Raw genomic sequence first — 16,255 nt, 5'->3', positions numbered from 1 at the left:
TAATAGAAAGAAGGTAATATCAGGTGATTGAGAACCATACACGGCCTAAAGAAAAAGTGAAATGGCTAAAAAGGGAATTTCTTGCCGGAGTAGTATCGTTTTTCACCATTGTTTACATCATCGCCGTCAATGCATCCATCTTGCAGGATGCTGGAATTCCACTGGAAGAAGGAGTGGTCGCTACGGTTCTAACTTCATTTATCAGCTGCCTGATCATGGGGTTATGGGCGAAAACTCCGATTGTTCTTGTGCCGGGTATGGGGATTAATGCTCTGTTTACGTATACCATTGTTCATACGATGGGACTTTCCTGGCAAGAGGCATTGGGTGCTGTTTTTATCTCAGGTCTGTTATTTGTGCTTGTTGCATTTACACCTGTGGCAAAATGGCTCTCAGTGTCGATACCGGATGCATTGAAAGAGGCAACGACGATCGGGATTGGCCTGTTTCTCACCTTTATAGGTTTGCAGAAAGGAGGCATCGTTGTATCCAGTTCAACAACATTTGTAGCACTTGGTGACTTCAGCAAACCTCATGTACTTCTTACACTGACGACACTGATTTTAGCGTTAGTTTTGTTTATGCGAAGGGTACCTGGCAGCTTTTTAATTACAATTGTTGCAGGTACAGTACTCGCTATTATTTTTGCTCAGGTGGATACTGATTTAAGTGAGACTGGCTCATTTTCAATACAATCATATTTGAATGTTATGGGAAGTATGTCATTTAACAAAATAGGTTCAATTACGTTCTGGATTGCTACCTTTACGCTAACGTTGGTTATTGTATTTGAAAATATAGGCTTGGTTCATGGGCATTTGAACATGATTGAAAAACCTGAAAAATTTGAGCGCTCTTTACAGGCGAATGCAGTCTCGGCCGTGTTGTCTGGTTTTTTGGGCACGAGCCCTACCGTGTCTACGGTAGAAAGTGCCGCAGGGATTTCGGCAGGCGGGAGAACGGGACTGGCTTCCATTGTTACCGGATTACTATTTTTGATATCCCTGTTTTTCATCCCGGTTATCAAACTCATTCCGGACAGTGCCTTATCTCCAATTCTGATTATTGTTGGGGGATTAATGATCTCGAATGTTCAACGTATCAATTTTAAGGAATTTGCTGAGGGTTTTCCCTCTTTTCTAATTATTGTGCTCATTCCGCTGACCTATAGTATTGTAGACGGCATGGCGCTTGGCTTCATCATTTACACGATTCTTAATCTTGCCGCAGGCAACAGAAAAAAAATTCCTCTTGCACTCTATCTTATTACCGCGTTATTTTTGGTTAATTTTATCGCGCAATGGATTTGATGAATGGAGTGGGGAATATGAATGAGTTCCGTAAAATAGATATCCATAAATTAATTCAGATATTCGCGGTTTTCTTCAAATTGGGCCCTTCGACCTTTGGAGGGGGATACGCCATGATTTCTGCGATAGAGCGTGAAATTGTTGATCGGAAGAACTGGCTTACCTCCTCCGAGATGAGTGATATGGTTTCGATTGCTGGCTCTGCACCAGGCGGGGTAGCCGTAAACTCGGCGGCTTATGTCGGATACAGGCTGGCAGGAGTGCTCGGTGCATTAACAGCAGTATTTGCGATCACCCTGCCTACTTTCTGTATTGTATTTCTTATAAGTATCTTTGGAATGATGTTTAAAGATGTTCCCAAGGTAGAGGCTGCACTGAAAGGTGTTCATGCGGCTGTTGTGGCTTTGATTATTGTTGCTGCTTTTAAAATGGGCAAATCCTCCATTATGGACTTAACTACCTTGGTTATGGCTGGGGCTTGTGTTGCCTTGCTTCTATTTACACACATCCATTCAATCGTTCTTATTCTGGCAGGCCCACTTGCTGGAATTCTTGTTATAGGAATAAAACGAGTCATTGGCATTGCAGCACCTACAGAGAAGGAGAAACAGATCAGTGAACCGGACCTGAATTATCCTGAATATTACATTTAGAAGGTGATGATCGCATTGCTATGGGATTTGTTTTTTGTCTTTTTGAAAATAGGAGCATTTTCGTTTGGCGGGGGTTATGCGGTCATGACTCTCATTGAGCAGGAAGTAACAGGTCGCGGGTGGATACAACCTGAAGATTTTCAGGAGATCGTTGCTCTTGCCGGTATGGCTCCAGGCTCGATTGCTACGAATACAGCTACTTTAATCGGATATGATCACTTAGGAATCACGGGCGCCATCATATCAACAGTTGGCATTATTTTTCCTTCTCTCCTGATTGTTATCGCATGTTCTGCTATATTTTTACGATTGCAGCATAATGTATGGTTGCGCTCTTCCTTTTATGGGCTTCGACCTATAGTCACAGGGCTAATCGTTTATGCTGCCATACACTTTGGGGTTGGACGAGACACCGCAATGGTTTTTAGCTTGTCCTCATTTGGAATGCTTTTATTATGTGCAGGAAGTTTGATTGCAGTAATGAGATATAAAATTCATCCATTTGCAGTTATTTTAATGGCGGCTGCTGGTGGAATTATACTATTTTGAAGTCAACCGAAACATCTTAGAGCTCCTGTTTTTATTTCAGGTAGTGTTAAGATGTTTTTTTTATTCTATACCGAATAGCTGATCGAGGTCATCAAACAGTACATGTTACGCAATTGGCGATATTTTATATTGAAATTGAACTGTTACAATGAAAGGAAACTTGTGTAGTCAGACACGCTGGAAGGGGTTAAACCGATGAAGAGAAGAATACTTGGCAAGACGGAACTGGACGTACCTGTATTGAGCTTTGGAGCATCCTCACTCGGTTCTGTATTTCGTGACATTGACCGGGACGAAGGGATTCGCACTGTACATGCGGCCGTAGATGCGGGGATGAATTACATAGACGTTTCGCCTTACTACGGGCTGACAAAAGCGGAGACGGTGTTGGGTGAAGCCATCCGCAGCTTGCCGCGCAGTTCATATATGTTATCAACCAAAGCCGGACGGTATGGGGAAAATGAGTTTGATTTTTCACGTCAGCGAATTCTGAATAGTGTGCAAGAGAGCCTGGATCGACTGCATACAGACTATATCGACATTCTGTTCCTGCATGATATTGAATTTGTGCCAGCAGAGATTATTATCGAAGAAGCTTTTCCAACGTTGCTGCGTCTGAAAGAGCAGGGAGTTATACGACATGCGGGCATTTGTGGTTTACCCTTGCCTTTGTTTGAGAAGGTTCTGCCACAGATCGATGCGGATGCGATCATCTCGTATTGTCATTATTCATTGAATGATACCTCATTATTATCGTTATTGCCCCTGTTGGAAAAAAAAGAAATTGGCCTTGTCAATGCTTCGCCTCTTTCTATGGGCTTGTTGAGTACCCGAGGGGCTCCTGCCTGGCATCCGGCAGATGATCGGGTGAAAGAACTCTGCCTGAAGGCTGCCCGCTTCTGTGCAGAACAAGGCAGTGACATTGCCAAGCTGGCCGTGCAATTCTCCACGTCGAATGAACGAATTCCGACAACACTGGTGAGCAGTGCCAGCCAGCGCAATATCCTCAATAATGCAGCCTGGATAGAGGAACCGATGGATCAGAGCCTGCTGGATGAAGTGCTGCGCATTCTGGCTCCATTGCATAACGAGAAGTGGTCAAGCGGACGACCTGAATATAATATTAAGCCAAGCAACACGACAGCAGAAGCATCCAAGGGGGAACAACGATGAGAGCCATTGTATGTGAAGAAATAGATCAATTGAAGCTCCAGGACCTGCCTCAACCGGAACGAGCAGAAGGAGAGGCGTTGGTTGCCATTCGGCGGATTGGGATCTGTGGAACGGATCTGCATGCATACAAAGGCAACCAGCCATTTTTTACCTATCCTCGTGTTCTGGGTCATGAACTGGCGGCTGTTATTGAAGAAATCGGTCCGAACGAGGCAGGATTAAAGCCTGGGGATCAGGTAAGTATTATTCCGTATCTGCACTGCGGGCACTGTATTGCATGTCGCAGTGGAAAAACCAATTGTTGTGCGTCCATGCAAGTCATGGGTGTGCACGTAGACGGAGGCATGAGAGAAAAAATCAGCATGCCTGTCTCACATCTGCTCTCAGCAGAAGGTTTGACGCTGGATGAGACGGCAATGGTAGAACCATTAAGCATTGGAGCCCATGCCGTCAGAAGAGCAGGAATCAAGCCTGGTGAGCATGTGGTTGTGATTGGAGCTGGCCCTATTGGATTAGGTGTGATGGCATTTGCCAAACAGGCGGGAGCACGTGTTATCGCTGTTGATCGTAATCTGGACAGGCTGGAGCTTAGCCGGACTTGGGCTGGAGCGGATGACCTGGTACAGGCTAGTGAACATACTGTGCAACAAGTGGCTGAAGTCACGGGAGGCGACTATGCTACAGCTGTCTTCGATGCAACCGGTAACGTGAATTCCATGAATGATGCCATCCAATATGTGGCGCATAGTGGTCAACTCATTTTTGTTGGGCTAGTGAAAGCGGATATTACCTTTCATGATCCTGAGTTCCACAAGCGGGAGATGAGCATCCTGGGTAGTCGAAATGCAACCCGTGAAGATTTTGAACAGGTCCTGTCCACCTTGCGTCAAAAGAAATTAAGCATGGATGGTTATATCACACACCGAGTGGAATTTGATGAGTTGCCTTCTGCAATAGACCAATGGCTATTGCCAGACTCACATGTAGTCAAAGCCATCGTTGAACTATAATATCAATTAATTATAATAACAGAAAAAAACGCTCTCTGACCTTGGTGGACAATACTGTCCATCCATAGGGGAAGAGAGCGTTTTTTGTAAGTTGAATTAAAATTACACGATAACGAAGAGGACAGAAAATACCTGGAAAAGCGAAGCGTGCGCCTAAAAGCTTTCTGAAAGAAAGCTACTTCGAAAGCATATGCTATCCCCGGATTTTTCCCTTGAGAAAAGGGAATAGAAAAAATCTGGGGATAACAGCGATTGGAAGGTTGTTCTGTCATCGTAGTGTCAGTGTAAATATCTTTAGTTCAACTTACATGAGCTATTATTTTTCCGGATTCGTTACAATGCCCGCATGGGGATCAATGTGACGTACAATAGACTTCAACCAGATCATCTCCAGAACATGTACCTCATAATAAAGTGCACCCGGGATCTGTCTGATCCATCCTTCCGCCATCGCGAGTTGTGTTGAGTCAGAAGTGGCTTCCAGCGTTCCAGGCTCACGGCGCAGCCGTTTGCGTACAGCTTTTTCAACTTGAGAGCTTTGTGTGGTCAAAATGCATACTTTGCGTTTGGAAGAGAAGCCCCTGAACGCAATGTACACCATTTCATAAGCAATAAGATAGGCGATTACGGAATACATCGCTTGGTCCCAGCCAAAGACAACACCAGCGGCTGTCAGTATCAACAAGTTAAGCAGCATGATTATTTTTTCGATAAGCATCCGTTTTCCGCTAAATACACGTTCAGGTGGGCGGGAAGACGGATCACCGATTTCCAGCGTATCCAGTGTCCCGCCATACCGCACGACGAGTCCAATTCCGAGTCCGAGGCATAATCCGCCAAACATGGCGGCAGCCAGCGGGTGCTCTACAAGTGGCGGCATGGGATGAAGCACAATGGCACCGATCGAAAAGACAACCAGACCCAGAACAGTAACCAGTACAAATTTCTTCTGCACAATCTTGTAAGACAGAAATATGAACGGAACATTGAATAAAAATAGGAACAATCCAATCCTCATTTCGGTCCAGTGGGCGAAGAGTGAGGAAATGCCAGTAATGCCTCCAATAATGATCTTATTGGGGTGTAAGAATAATTCAAGTCCCACGGAGGCCAGAATTCCACCCACAATCACGAGCAACAGGTTTAACCAGCGGCGGGTAGACGATATCCTGGTCTTGGCGGTGTTTGGCACCGGATTAGCCGATATCAGAGGTGCTTTCATAGGTCATCCTCCTTAGTACGGCTTTCGAGCCATTCTCCCTGGGTTAGTCACAGAAAGATCGGCGTAGAGCCGCGAAGTACGTTAGTATGTCTGTTCTGTACAGACATAGGGAATTATCCTTCTTTCTGCAGAACCTTCGGTTCTTCTTTCTTTTTCCGAGGATCTTTGAACTTGAATATTTTATCCAATAAACGGAATACATGTTTGGACTCTTTGGTTAATAAAGGACCCAGAATGGCCAGAATTAGGACATACAGCGCGGCAAACGGTTGAATCATTGGCAACAGTCCCCCGGCTTTACCCATGTTCGCCAAGATGATGGAAAATTCACCCCGTGACACAATGGTTAATCCGATATTGGCCGATGCTTTAGGTGATAGTCCTGCACTGCGTCCAGCCAGCATACCTGCCAGGAAGTTACCGAACAATGTAATAACAACTGCAATCAGAGCCAACCATACGGCATCGCCACCCAGGGACAACGGATCAATGGACAATCCAAAGCTGAAGAAGAAGATTGCTCCGAAGAAGTCGCGGAACGGCAGAATCAAGTGCTCAATCCGTTTTGCATGTTCTGTTTCAGCAAGCACAAGACCGACCAGTAATGCACCGATCGCTTCGGCAACATGAATGGTTTCAGAGAAACCAGCTACCAGGAACAAGGCTCCGAATACAACGAGAGAGAATAGCTCATTCGATCGAATTTTAAGCAATTTGTTTAGTAGCGGTGTTGCTTTGCGTCCAAGGATAATCACGATAAGCATGAATCCGAGGGCAATAAGTGCGGACATGATGACGCCTCCGATGGAGGATGAGTCACTAAGCACAAGTCCGGACAAGATCGAGATATATACAGCGAGGAATACATCTTCGAACATGATAATACCCAATATCATCTCTGTTTCCGGGTTGGCCGTTCGTTTCAAATCGACGAGTACCTTGGCCACAATGGCACTGGAAGAGATGGTAGTTATACCTGCGATAATAAGTGCTTCTGCAACTGGGAAACCGGACACAAAACCGAATATTAATCCCAGCGTAAAGTTAATACCGATGTAGATCGAGCCGCCAACTGCAATAGAGCGACCCGATTTAATTAAACGACCTACCGAGAATTCAAGTCCAAGGTAGAAGAGAAGGAACAGGATACCGATCCGACCCATAAAATCAATAAAAGGCTGACTCTCAATGAAACGGAAGTCCAGATGCCAGATTTTCATGGCATGTGGCCCAACGGCCATCCCGATCAGAATATAAAACGGAACGACCGAAAATCTTAGTTTTGCCGATAAAAGGCCGGCTGCCGCAATGAGCACAAGGGCCAGACCTACTTCGAATATCAAATGATCCATCTATTTACCCCCTTCCAGTCAGGAGGAGGGATTTAAACAGTTTCTGCTGATTGCGTTCGCCAACGGCTACCACCGTGGATTCTGCACTGATAACTACCTCCGGACCTGGGCTGATGTGTTTTTTGTGATTTTTCTCTACAACGGCGATAACCGTTGCCCCAGAGTTTTGACGTACGTCCAATTCACCGATGGATTTGCCGATACATCCGAAGGATGGTTCGATTTTGTACCACTCGATAATCAGGTCGTCAAACGTTACTTCAATATTTTCAAGCTGCTTTGGTTTGTAAGTTAATCCGCCAACAATAGCAGCAATCTGTCGTGCTTCGTAATCATCAAGTGTGATCATCGAGATGCTTTGATCGGGATCATCATACTCGAAGTGGTACATTTCCCGGCGACCGTCATCGTGAATAATAATGACAATTTTATCACCGCTGCTTGTTTCAATTTGAAATTTTTTGCCGATTCCCGGCAAGTCTGTTTCGCGTACATCCATGGATTGTTGCCTCCTTAATAATTAGGGGCTGGCCACAGAAGACAGGCTTATTTCCCGAAAATGATTAATCTGCTGCTCAAGGGAACATCAAAAGATGCGGGTAAACAGAGCCAGAAATTCCTGACACAGCCATATGATTTGAATTTGTCGGTGTGGGTACAACAAAAATAGGTACTTGTCATAAACATTGGTTTAACTAACGTGTGCTAAAAGGGTTATAAGTTATGCACAAGCACACCGTCTTTAAATACAGAGGTGTCTCCATGCAAAAGCAACCTGTAAATACGTTGTAACGGCTAGTGAAGAGCGTTCACGTATTTTGGTGCTATAGGGGTGAGGGATACATACATGCTGGTAAACTTAATAGGTAGCAGAAATAATCTGCGTTTAAACAGACAATACCACGGTTTAAAGGACAGACCCGTTGTAGGGATTCGCAGCATCAATAACAATGCGAGGACAAGAAAGACAGGCTTATTATGCGTAACCGCAATCAGCTTGGACATGACTTGTGGATATTTGCGAATGACAGGTTTCTGCTGGGATTCGGGTATTTGCAACAGCACTTCCTTATTGGAAGTTGCTTCTACAGACACCCCAACGGCAGATTCGGACTGCATCGGAATAGGGAAGCACAAGGCTTGGAAAACGCACAAAATGATAATGATAGTGTAGTGGAGTATTCTAGGTTGTTGTCTCATTTTGGCTTCCCTCCTTTTCCGTGAAACATACTGTTATTAAAATAATAACACATTTTTGTCTTAACTCCAAACCTCTTCATAATATACTGAGAAATCATGACACGCTTTCCATCAATCCGCTTCGTATATCCCCATCGGCCTTGCCATATACTTTGAACAGGAAGGAAAGGAGTGATTCTTGTGGAACTGTTTGCCGTATGGACCGATGTATCAGGGCAAGAGGAAGCGGATCAATTTTATCGTTGTGTCAAGGAAAAAACCAAAGGTTTACATATAAGTAAAAGAGGATTCCGGCTCACCTTCAAACATAATGATGGAAGAGCAACCTGGGTGTGCAGAGGGAATGAGAATCACGAAGACTTCCAGCAATGGCTTCCCCGGATCAGTGATCTTCTCTCCCTTGGACTCGCCGACTTCATTATGGAGACACAAGAACGGAGCATGGTGGAGGATATGATCGCCAAGGCGTGTTCTGTCATGGATGAGCATGAGGTGGAGAAGGTCAATCGAATCTGCATGCCACTTCTATTAAATGGTGATCTGGATCAGCCCGGACTTCGGGAGCGCCGCCGTACTACGTTAGCCAGTGGACTACGGCAGGACCTGGAGGATGTTCACTTTTTTCATCTTGAAGGCATTATCAACTTCCGCATACGGCCATATAAGCAGGAACTTCAGGAATTAGTGGAGTATGCGCTGGATGAGTTCTGGATGGATCGGCAGTATGAAGAGTTTATGGGGCTGTTAAAATATTTTGTTTTTTTTCAAGAAGCCAAAGTACCTCTGGTCCATCTTGTACACAAGGGAATGCATGAATTTCAGGTGCTGGATGCTGGACTTAATCTGTTACCCGTGCAAAAGGATGAACAGGTCGTTGTGGAAATGCCGGGTCTGGAACTGGAGATGGATATTGAAGATATGATTGTAAGTACACTCATTTCCATCTCGCCTGAGAAGGTCATGCTTCATACACGTACCCCGGATCTGCCAATCATCTCGACCATATGCCAGATCTTTGAAGACAAAGTACAAATATGTCATCATTGCCCGGAATGTGAAGTGCTGCGCTCAGGATTGTTGACAGGTCTTGACGCAAGTGATCTCGGCAATTATAATAACTGTTGATCCATGAATTTTTCATGTGAACCATTGAACCAAAAGCGTTGACAAAGACAACGACCACACGCAAGATCGGTGCAGAGAGAGGAACCTAGGCTGAAATTTCCTCCGGATATCACGTATGGTTTACCCCTTTGTAGCTGCAATTTTGAAAGTGGAGTTAGAACATCGCCTTGATTGGGGATTATCCGCGAGTAAGGATCTGCCGGGTCATGCCCGTTATCGTCATGCCAATGAGGGCTGTATTTCCGAATAGGATGAATCAGCTGAATTAGGGTGGAACCACGAGTATATATCACTCGTCCCTTTGCCGGGACGGGTGTTTTTTGCGTTCCTTTGCATAATGACTGGAATAGCAATAGATAATCAGTCCATAAATATCTGGACACGAAGGTTACATTAACAGGAGGAATGAGACAAATGGCAGTGAACATTAAACTACCGGATGGTTCGGTACGTGAGTACGCGGATGGCAGCAGCATTGAGGACGTAGCCGCTTCGATTAGCAGCGGATTGCGCAAAAATGCTGTAGCCGGCAAGCTGGATGGTATCGTGGTGGACTTGTCCACAACACTTCATGAGGGAGCATTGGTGGAGATCGTAACTCTGGATTCACCGGAAGGACTTGAAGTGATGCGTCATAGTACAGCTCACTTGATGGCTCAAGCAGTGAAACGTTTATATGGTAACCAAGAGGTACGTCTCGGTATTGGCCCTGTCATCGAAGATGGTTTCTACTATGATATGGACCTCGAACAAGCGCTCAATCCTGAAGATCTGCAAAAGATCGAGAAGGAAATGGAACGTATTGTGAACGAGAACTTGCCAATTGTACGTAAGGAAGTTAGCCGCGAGGACGCGATCAAAACGTTTGAAGAAGTGGGCGATCCTTACAAGCTTGAGTTGATTCGTGATTTGCCTGAAGACAGCGTGATCACAATTTATGAGCAAGGTGAATTCTTCGACTTGTGTCGTGGCCCTCACGTACCATCAACTAGCAAAATCAAAGTGTTCAAACTGATGAATGTCGCGGGTGCTTACTGGCGTGGAGATAGCAAAAACAAAATGCTTCAACGTATCTATGGTACGGCTTTTGTGAAAAAAGCACAGCTGGACGAGCATTTGCACTTCCTCGAAGAAGCTCGCAAACGGGATCACCGCAAGCTGGGTAAAGAGCTGGAAATGTTCACATTCTCCCAACTGGTCGGTCAAGGCCTGCCAATCTGGTTGCCTAACGGTGCGAAGCTGCGCCGTACTCTGGAGCGTTATATTGTGGATCTGGAAGAAAGCCTGGGATACCAGCATGTATACACACCGGTTCTGGGTAACGTGGAATTGTACAAAACATCTGGACACTGGGAGCACTACCAGGAAGATATGTTCCCGAAAATGGTTATGGATAACGAGGAACTCGTTCTCCGTCCAATGAACTGTCCTCACCATATGATGGTGTACAAGTCCAGCATGCACAGCTACCGTGATCTGCCAATCCGGATTGCGGAGCTTGGTATGATGCACCGTTATGAAATGTCGGGGGCATTAACAGGTCTGCACCGTGTACGTGCAATGACACTGAATGACTCACACATTTTTGCACGCCCGGATCAGATCAAAGAAGAGTTCGCTCGTGTTATCGAGTTGATTCAAACCGTGTACAAGGATTTTGGTATTAACGAATACCGCTTCCGTCTGTCCTATCGTGATCCGAAGGATACCGAGAAATACTTCCAGAACGACGAGATGTGGGAGATGTCCCAACGCATGCTGCGTGAAGTTGTGGAAGAGCTTGACCTTCCTTTCTATGAAGCTGAAGGTGAAGCGGCATTCTATGGTCCGAAACTGGATGTACAGATCAAAACAGCCCTGGGCAAAGAAGAGACATTGTCTACAGTTCAACTGGACTTCCTGTTGCCTGAGCGCTTTGAACTTGAATATGTGGGAGATGACGGACAGAAACATCGTCCGGTCGTTATTCACCGCGGTGTAATTAGTACAATGGAACGTTTCACAGCATTTTTGCTGGAGAATTTTGCAGGAGCTTTCCCGTTGTGGTTGTCTCCGGTTCAGGCAAAAGTGATCCCGGTATCCGGAAACTTCGACGATTATGCGCGTGAAGTGGAAGCGAAGCTGAAACGTGCGGGAATCTCTGCTGAAGCCGATCTGCGGAATGAGAAGCTTGGATATAAAATCCGTGAGGCGCAGCTTGAGAAAATGCCTTATATGTTTGTTGTCGGTGAGAATGAGCGTAATGCAGAAGCAGTGTCCGTGCGTAAGCGTGGAGAAGGCGATTTGGGCATGAAACCTGTCGATGAGATTATCGCTCAATTGAAAGAGGAAATTACAACACGTTTGGTATAAATGAACAAATGATCTATCAGATAACCAGTGTATAGTTGCGCTGCACTCTGAATAACGCCTGGATAACATGGGATTGACCTATGTTATTCAGGCGTTTTTTCGTAGTGTTTACTGTAAAAAGTATAGATTAATTGCTTTTTGGAAAACCTTTGCAGTGAGGGGGAGGTTATACAATGAAAAAGCAATTCTTAATTCAAAAGAAAACGATACGGTGTTTACTGGTTGGCTGTGTAATGTTCGCAGGAATGATGATCGGCCTGAATCAGGCGGATGCTTATACATTTGAAGAGGAAAGTGCAGTACTGCATGTCGAGAGTCAGAGCATTAGCAGTGAAGGTCCGATTATTGAAACTTCGAGCAAGTCTGATCAAAAATTTCCGGAACAGGTCAGCCATCAATATAGCGATGAGGCCCAGCTGACCACCATGGTGTATATGGCTTTACTATGGTCACCACAACCGATGGTCATTCCAAGGCCTGAGCTTCCAGAGAAACAAGTGGCAGATCCGTCTATGCCCGTGCTAGCTCCACGTTCAGAACAGGTGCTGGGTACACAGAAAGTGACAGCAACTGGATATACGGCAGGTGTGGAATCTACAGGAAAAGGACCCAAACATCCACAATACGGAATTACGTATTCAGGTGTAAAAGTACGTCGTGATAAAGAAACGGTCTCCACGATTGCAGCTGATCCGAAGTTGTTTCCAATGGGTTCCATTCTGTATATTCCGGGCTATGGATACGGGATTGTTGCAGATACCGGTTCGGCGATCAAAGGCAATAAAATTGATCTGTATTTCCCCACAACCAAGCAAGTGTATAAGGAATGGGGCAAAAAGGATGTGGAGGTACAGGTGATCAGGCAAGGCGCTGGAAAGTGTACAGAAAAGATGCTCAGCGAGTTGGCTGATGCGATTGATGTGTACAAATCTGTACCGGACTCTTGGCTGGACAAAGCCATTTAATTTCACATGTGAACATGAATAACAGAAGTGCTCTCTTCACATAATACTGACTGGGGACGAACCCCGCGGTGCAGCAATGCATCGTAAATATGAAGAGAGAGGTGATTCGTTGTGGCTAAGAAATCTCAAGGATCCCAAACGCCGAACGAGAAGTATAATGCAGAGTTTGGAGAAGAGAATGCAGCAGCTAAAGTGAAGCAATCCGCTCAAAACAAAGTACAAGATAATTTCCAAACACCTGATGAAAAATTCAATGCCGAGTTCGGTGTAGAAAACACAGGCCAAACTGGCCAAGGTCAAGGTAAAGCATCAAAATACAAAAAATAATTGAAGATTCATTAATTAAATGATGATTCAGCACCCTGGAGCAGCAGCTCCGGGGTGTTTTACATATGTGAGTATTTTTACATTAATATCCTCCTATCTCAGTCTCGAGACCGAGATGACTTCCATCTGCCGCCGCTGTTCTCATTGTCTTGTCTGAGTTACACTGGATACATAATACAGACGAAGGAGACATGAGCGATGAAACGATCTACGCGTGACCGCTGGTGGGTTGGCATACCTCTTATTGCTATTGGTGCGATGATCTTGTTCAGACAATTGGGATATGACATTGATGTAGGATATATTTTCAGAACATATTGGCCGTTAATTCTAATCTGGTGGGGGGTCAAAGGAATCTCCGAGATTCGTCGCAATGGAGGTTACGCCTTTATTGGACCGGTAATTGTACTGGCTATCGGTGGTTATTTTCTAGCTCGTAACCTGGGATGGATTGATTACTCCATGGGGGAGTTCATTCGTTATCTGATCCCGGTTATGCTGATTGGCGGAGGATTGTTTGTGCTGATTGGGCCACGACGTCGTGATCGGAAACATCATGACAAGATGCAGCCGCCTCCAGCACCTGAGCAACCTTATAAACCGTTGTCTCCTGAGGATCTGGAGATGCCATCGTCGTTTGACGAACAATTCGAGAAAACATTTGGCAAACCGAAACAGGAGCAGAGGAACGATCCACATGGCCCTCATTTCACAGGATCAACGGATTCATCATCACAAGGGCATCAATATAAAAAGAAATATCAATCGTATAACTCAAGTGATACCGGATATGAAGAACATTATGATGATGGATACGGGAATGGTTATGGGGATTATGGCAATGGCAATACGATTAATAAATCGGCGTTCATCGGTGATCTGTACATGGGGCAGGAAGTTTTCTCGTTGAAACCAATGAACATCTCGGCTTTTATCGGAGATACTGTAATTGATTTGACCAAAGCACAGATTCCATACGGTGAGACGAAGATAGTCATTTCTTCATTTATTGGGGATGTGAAAGTATTTGTCCCAGAAGATATGGATTTGGGTGTGACGGTAACGACGAATTCATTCATTGGAGACATGTCATTGTTGAATCAGAAACGCGGCGGATTCTTGAGTAGTGCCCAGGCTGAAACTGCCCATTATCGTGAAGCAAGCAAAAAAGTACGGATTATTGTAAGTGTGTTTATCGGAGACGTCAAAGTTAATAAGGTGGGTTAACGCATGATTCGAACAATTCTCAAGGCCAATAAGTGGGAACTGATGATGTATTTTGCGCTAACCGGTCTGATTACGCTGGGCGGATTCTATCTATTGTATGGAGAGGTATTGATGGGGGCTGGACGTCAGCGGGCATGGACCTATGTTGCCGTTGTTGTGCTGGCGACCGTTATCACTGGATACATCGCTGCTTTGCGCCTTCAGCGCAAGATCGACCTGCTTGATCTCAACATGTTGAAAGTGTCCAAGGGTAATCTGGCGGTGCGTATGCCTGAAGCGGATGACGCTTCGTTTGGTCGTGTCTATCAGGAGTTCAATGTCATGATGGATTCAATTGAGAAAAAGATGAGACTGCTTCAGCGCCTCGGTGAGCAGGAAGTCATTGAGAAGGAGCAAGCCTCGGAGCGGGCTGTGCTTGAAGAGCGCAAACGAATGGCAAGAGACCTTCATGACACGGTTAGCCAGCAGCTGTTTGCCATGCATATGTCGGCTTCGTCCTTACCCCGTCTGCTGGAGATGAATCCGGAACATGGTAGTAAAGTACTGGACCAGTTAATCCAGATGTCACATATTGCACAACGTCAGATGCGAGGACTTATTGCCCAACTTCGACCGGTGGAGCTGGAAGGGCGTGATCTCACCGCGGCACTGGATAGCTGGTTTCCTGATTATTGCAGGCAGAATGGTCTTAAAGGTGTAAAAGAGCTGGAACTGGATGGCGGAATCTCGGATGCCATTGAGCACCAGCTGTTTCTTGTTATTCAGGAGGCGGTTGCCAATGTCGTGAAGCATGCAGAGGCGGGGGTGGTCAGTCTGTCCATACGGGAGAGTGAACATCAGATCAGTATGAGCATCAGCGATGATGGTCAAGGATTTTTGCAGCAAGCGGAGCGTCCGGGTTCATACGGGTTATCTACCATGCGTGAACGGGCGGAGAAGCTTGGGGGGCAAGTTCAGATTATTTCGAAGCCGGGAGCAGGAACGACGGTACGGGTATTGATCCCGAAATTTCTGAATGTTTCTGAATGAACCAGAGGGGGAGACAGAATGAGTGGGAAAGTCAACGTAATGATTGTGGATGACCATGACATGGTACGAATGGGGTTGAAAACGTATCTGATGCTGGAACCTGCTTTTCATGTGATGGGAGAAGCGGGCCACGGGCAGGATGCGCTTGATCAGTTGCGTAAGTTAAATGATAGTGAAATGCCGGACCTGATCCTGATGGATCTGATGATGCCGGTAATGAATGGCGCTGAAGCGACAAAAGCCATCATGACTGAATTTCCAGGGATGAAAATTGTGATGCTCACCAGTTTCCTGGAGGATGATCTTGTTGTGCAAGCGATTGAAGCGGGTGCGGTAAGTTATGTACTGAAGACAGTCTCTGCTGAAGAACTTATCTATGCTCTTCAAGGGGCCTATAGAGGCATGCCTGTTATGACAGGTGATGTGTCGCAGGCATTAACCCGGGGAATCAGACAACGTACAGCGAGAGAGAGTGAATCGGGTCTGACTGAGCGGGAGAAGGAAGTGCTGTTGCTTATTGCAGAGGGAAAGACCAACAAAGACATTGGAGAAGAATTACATATCAGTATCAAAACCGTCAAAACACATGTGAGCAACCTGCTGATGAAATGTGAGATGGACGATCGTACACAATTGGCAATTTATGCGCATCGTCAGGGTTGGGTGAAAACGAAAGGATAAAATCCCGTCATGACGGGAAAAACAATCTATTCTTCCGTGCTTTTATCTCCTTTTTAATTGTTTTTAAGGTACGGTTAAGG

The 16,255-nt window shown here is 45.5% G+C and carries 16 protein-coding genes; 12 read left to right on the top strand and 4 right to left on the bottom strand.

What is annotated here, in order from left to right; genetic code table 11:
- The first annotated feature begins 23 nt into the window (after nt 1-23).
- From QVE09_RS10310 to QVE09_RS10290, 5 genes are all read left to right on the top strand, one after another.
- Entirely contained in the window at nt 24-1,310 is a 1,287-nt protein-coding gene (locus QVE09_RS10310; RefSeq protein ID WP_315936740.1) for an NCS2 family permease, read from the top strand.
- Nucleotides 1,301-1,963, top strand: coding sequence for a chromate transporter (locus QVE09_RS10305; RefSeq protein WP_315936739.1), 663 nt, complete (start codon nt 1,301-1,303; stop codon nt 1,961-1,963). The genes QVE09_RS10310 and QVE09_RS10305 overlap by 10 nt, the downstream gene beginning before the upstream one ends.
- 15 nt (nt 1,964-1,978) lie before the next feature.
- Nucleotides 1,979-2,512, top strand: coding sequence for a chromate transporter (locus QVE09_RS10300; protein WP_315936738.1), 534 nt, complete (start codon nt 1,979-1,981; stop codon nt 2,510-2,512).
- Between the two features lie 195 nt (nt 2,513-2,707).
- Nucleotides 2,708-3,685 (top strand): aldo/keto reductase, encoded by a 978-nt coding sequence (locus QVE09_RS10295; RefSeq protein ID WP_315936737.1) that lies wholly within the window; start codon nt 2,708-2,710, stop codon nt 3,683-3,685.
- Nucleotides 3,682-4,695, top strand: a complete 1,014-nt coding sequence (locus QVE09_RS10290) for a zinc-binding alcohol dehydrogenase family protein (RefSeq protein WP_315936736.1) — start codon at nt 3,682-3,684, stop codon at nt 4,693-4,695. The genes QVE09_RS10295 and QVE09_RS10290 overlap by 4 nt, the downstream gene beginning before the upstream one ends.
- A 316-nt stretch (nt 4,696-5,011) precedes the next feature.
- On the opposite strand, the gene QVE09_RS10285 is transcribed toward QVE09_RS10290, so the two are convergent.
- The 4 genes from QVE09_RS10285 to QVE09_RS10270 all read right to left on the bottom strand — a co-directional run bounded on the left by QVE09_RS10285 (nt 5,012) and on the right by QVE09_RS10270 (nt 8,469).
- Entirely contained in the window at nt 5,012-5,917 is a 906-nt protein-coding gene (locus tag QVE09_RS10285; RefSeq protein WP_315936735.1) for a YitT family protein, read from the bottom strand.
- Between the two features lie 113 nt (nt 5,918-6,030).
- The gene (locus QVE09_RS10280; protein WP_315936734.1) at nt 6,031-7,269 is read right to left on the bottom strand and encodes a cation:proton antiporter; all 1,239 of its coding nucleotides are present in this window, start codon (nt 7,267-7,269) and stop codon (nt 6,031-6,033) included.
- Nucleotides 7,270-7,273: 4 nt separating this feature from the next.
- Nucleotides 7,274-7,768 carry a cation:proton antiporter regulatory subunit gene (locus QVE09_RS10275; protein ID WP_091032736.1) on the bottom strand — a complete coding sequence of 165 codons (495 nt, stop codon included), beginning with the start codon at nt 7,766-7,768 and terminating at the stop codon, nt 7,274-7,276.
- Between the two features lie 296 nt (nt 7,769-8,064).
- On the bottom strand, nt 8,065-8,469 hold the full coding sequence (locus QVE09_RS10270) for a hypothetical protein (protein ID WP_051447154.1): 405 nt from the start codon (nt 8,467-8,469) through the stop codon (nt 8,065-8,067).
- A gap of 171 nt (nt 8,470-8,640) precedes the next feature.
- Between QVE09_RS10270 and QVE09_RS10265 the strand changes: the two genes are divergently transcribed.
- The 7 genes from QVE09_RS10265 to QVE09_RS10235 all read left to right on the top strand — a co-directional run bounded on the left by QVE09_RS10265 (nt 8,641) and on the right by QVE09_RS10235 (nt 16,175).
- Nucleotides 8,641-9,594: a putative sporulation protein YtxC gene (locus QVE09_RS10265; protein WP_051447153.1), complete on the top strand. Its 954-nt coding sequence runs from the start codon at nt 8,641-8,643 to the stop codon at nt 9,592-9,594.
- 414 nt (nt 9,595-10,008) lie between these two features.
- A complete protein-coding gene (gene thrS / locus QVE09_RS10260) occupies nt 10,009-11,946 on the top strand; it encodes a threonine--tRNA ligase (RefSeq protein WP_315936733.1) in 1,938 nt (645 codons plus the stop codon).
- Nucleotides 11,947-12,119: 173 nt separating this feature from the next.
- The gene (locus QVE09_RS10255; protein WP_315936732.1) at nt 12,120-12,911 is read left to right on the top strand and encodes a 3D domain-containing protein; all 792 of its coding nucleotides are present in this window, start codon (nt 12,120-12,122) and stop codon (nt 12,909-12,911) included.
- Between the two features lie 111 nt (nt 12,912-13,022).
- Nucleotides 13,023-13,238 carry a hypothetical protein gene (locus QVE09_RS10250; protein WP_315936731.1) on the top strand — a complete coding sequence of 72 codons (216 nt, stop codon included), beginning with the start codon at nt 13,023-13,025 and terminating at the stop codon, nt 13,236-13,238.
- 198 nt (nt 13,239-13,436) lie between these two features.
- Nucleotides 13,437-14,465 (top strand): cell wall-active antibiotics response protein LiaF, encoded by a 1,029-nt coding sequence (liaF, locus tag QVE09_RS10245; RefSeq protein ID WP_315936730.1) that lies wholly within the window; start codon nt 13,437-13,439, stop codon nt 14,463-14,465.
- Nucleotides 14,466-14,468: 3 nt separating this feature from the next.
- Complete coding sequence (locus QVE09_RS10240; RefSeq protein ID WP_315936729.1) at nt 14,469-15,494, top strand: HAMP domain-containing sensor histidine kinase; 1,026 nt, start codon at nt 14,469-14,471, stop codon at nt 15,492-15,494.
- Between the two features lie 18 nt (nt 15,495-15,512).
- On the top strand, nt 15,513-16,175 hold the full coding sequence (locus tag QVE09_RS10235) for a response regulator (RefSeq protein ID WP_315936728.1): 663 nt from the start codon (nt 15,513-15,515) through the stop codon (nt 16,173-16,175).
- The last annotated feature ends 80 nt before the right edge of the window (nt 16,176-16,255 follow it).

The sequence above is a fragment of the Paenibacillus sp. ClWae2A genome (assembly GCF_032452295.1).
In the GTDB taxonomy this organism is placed as follows: domain Bacteria; phylum Bacillota; class Bacilli; order Paenibacillales; family Paenibacillaceae; genus Paenibacillus.
The sequence above is the reverse complement of the archived record's forward strand: the minus strand, read 5'-3'. Positions and strand labels throughout refer to the sequence as shown.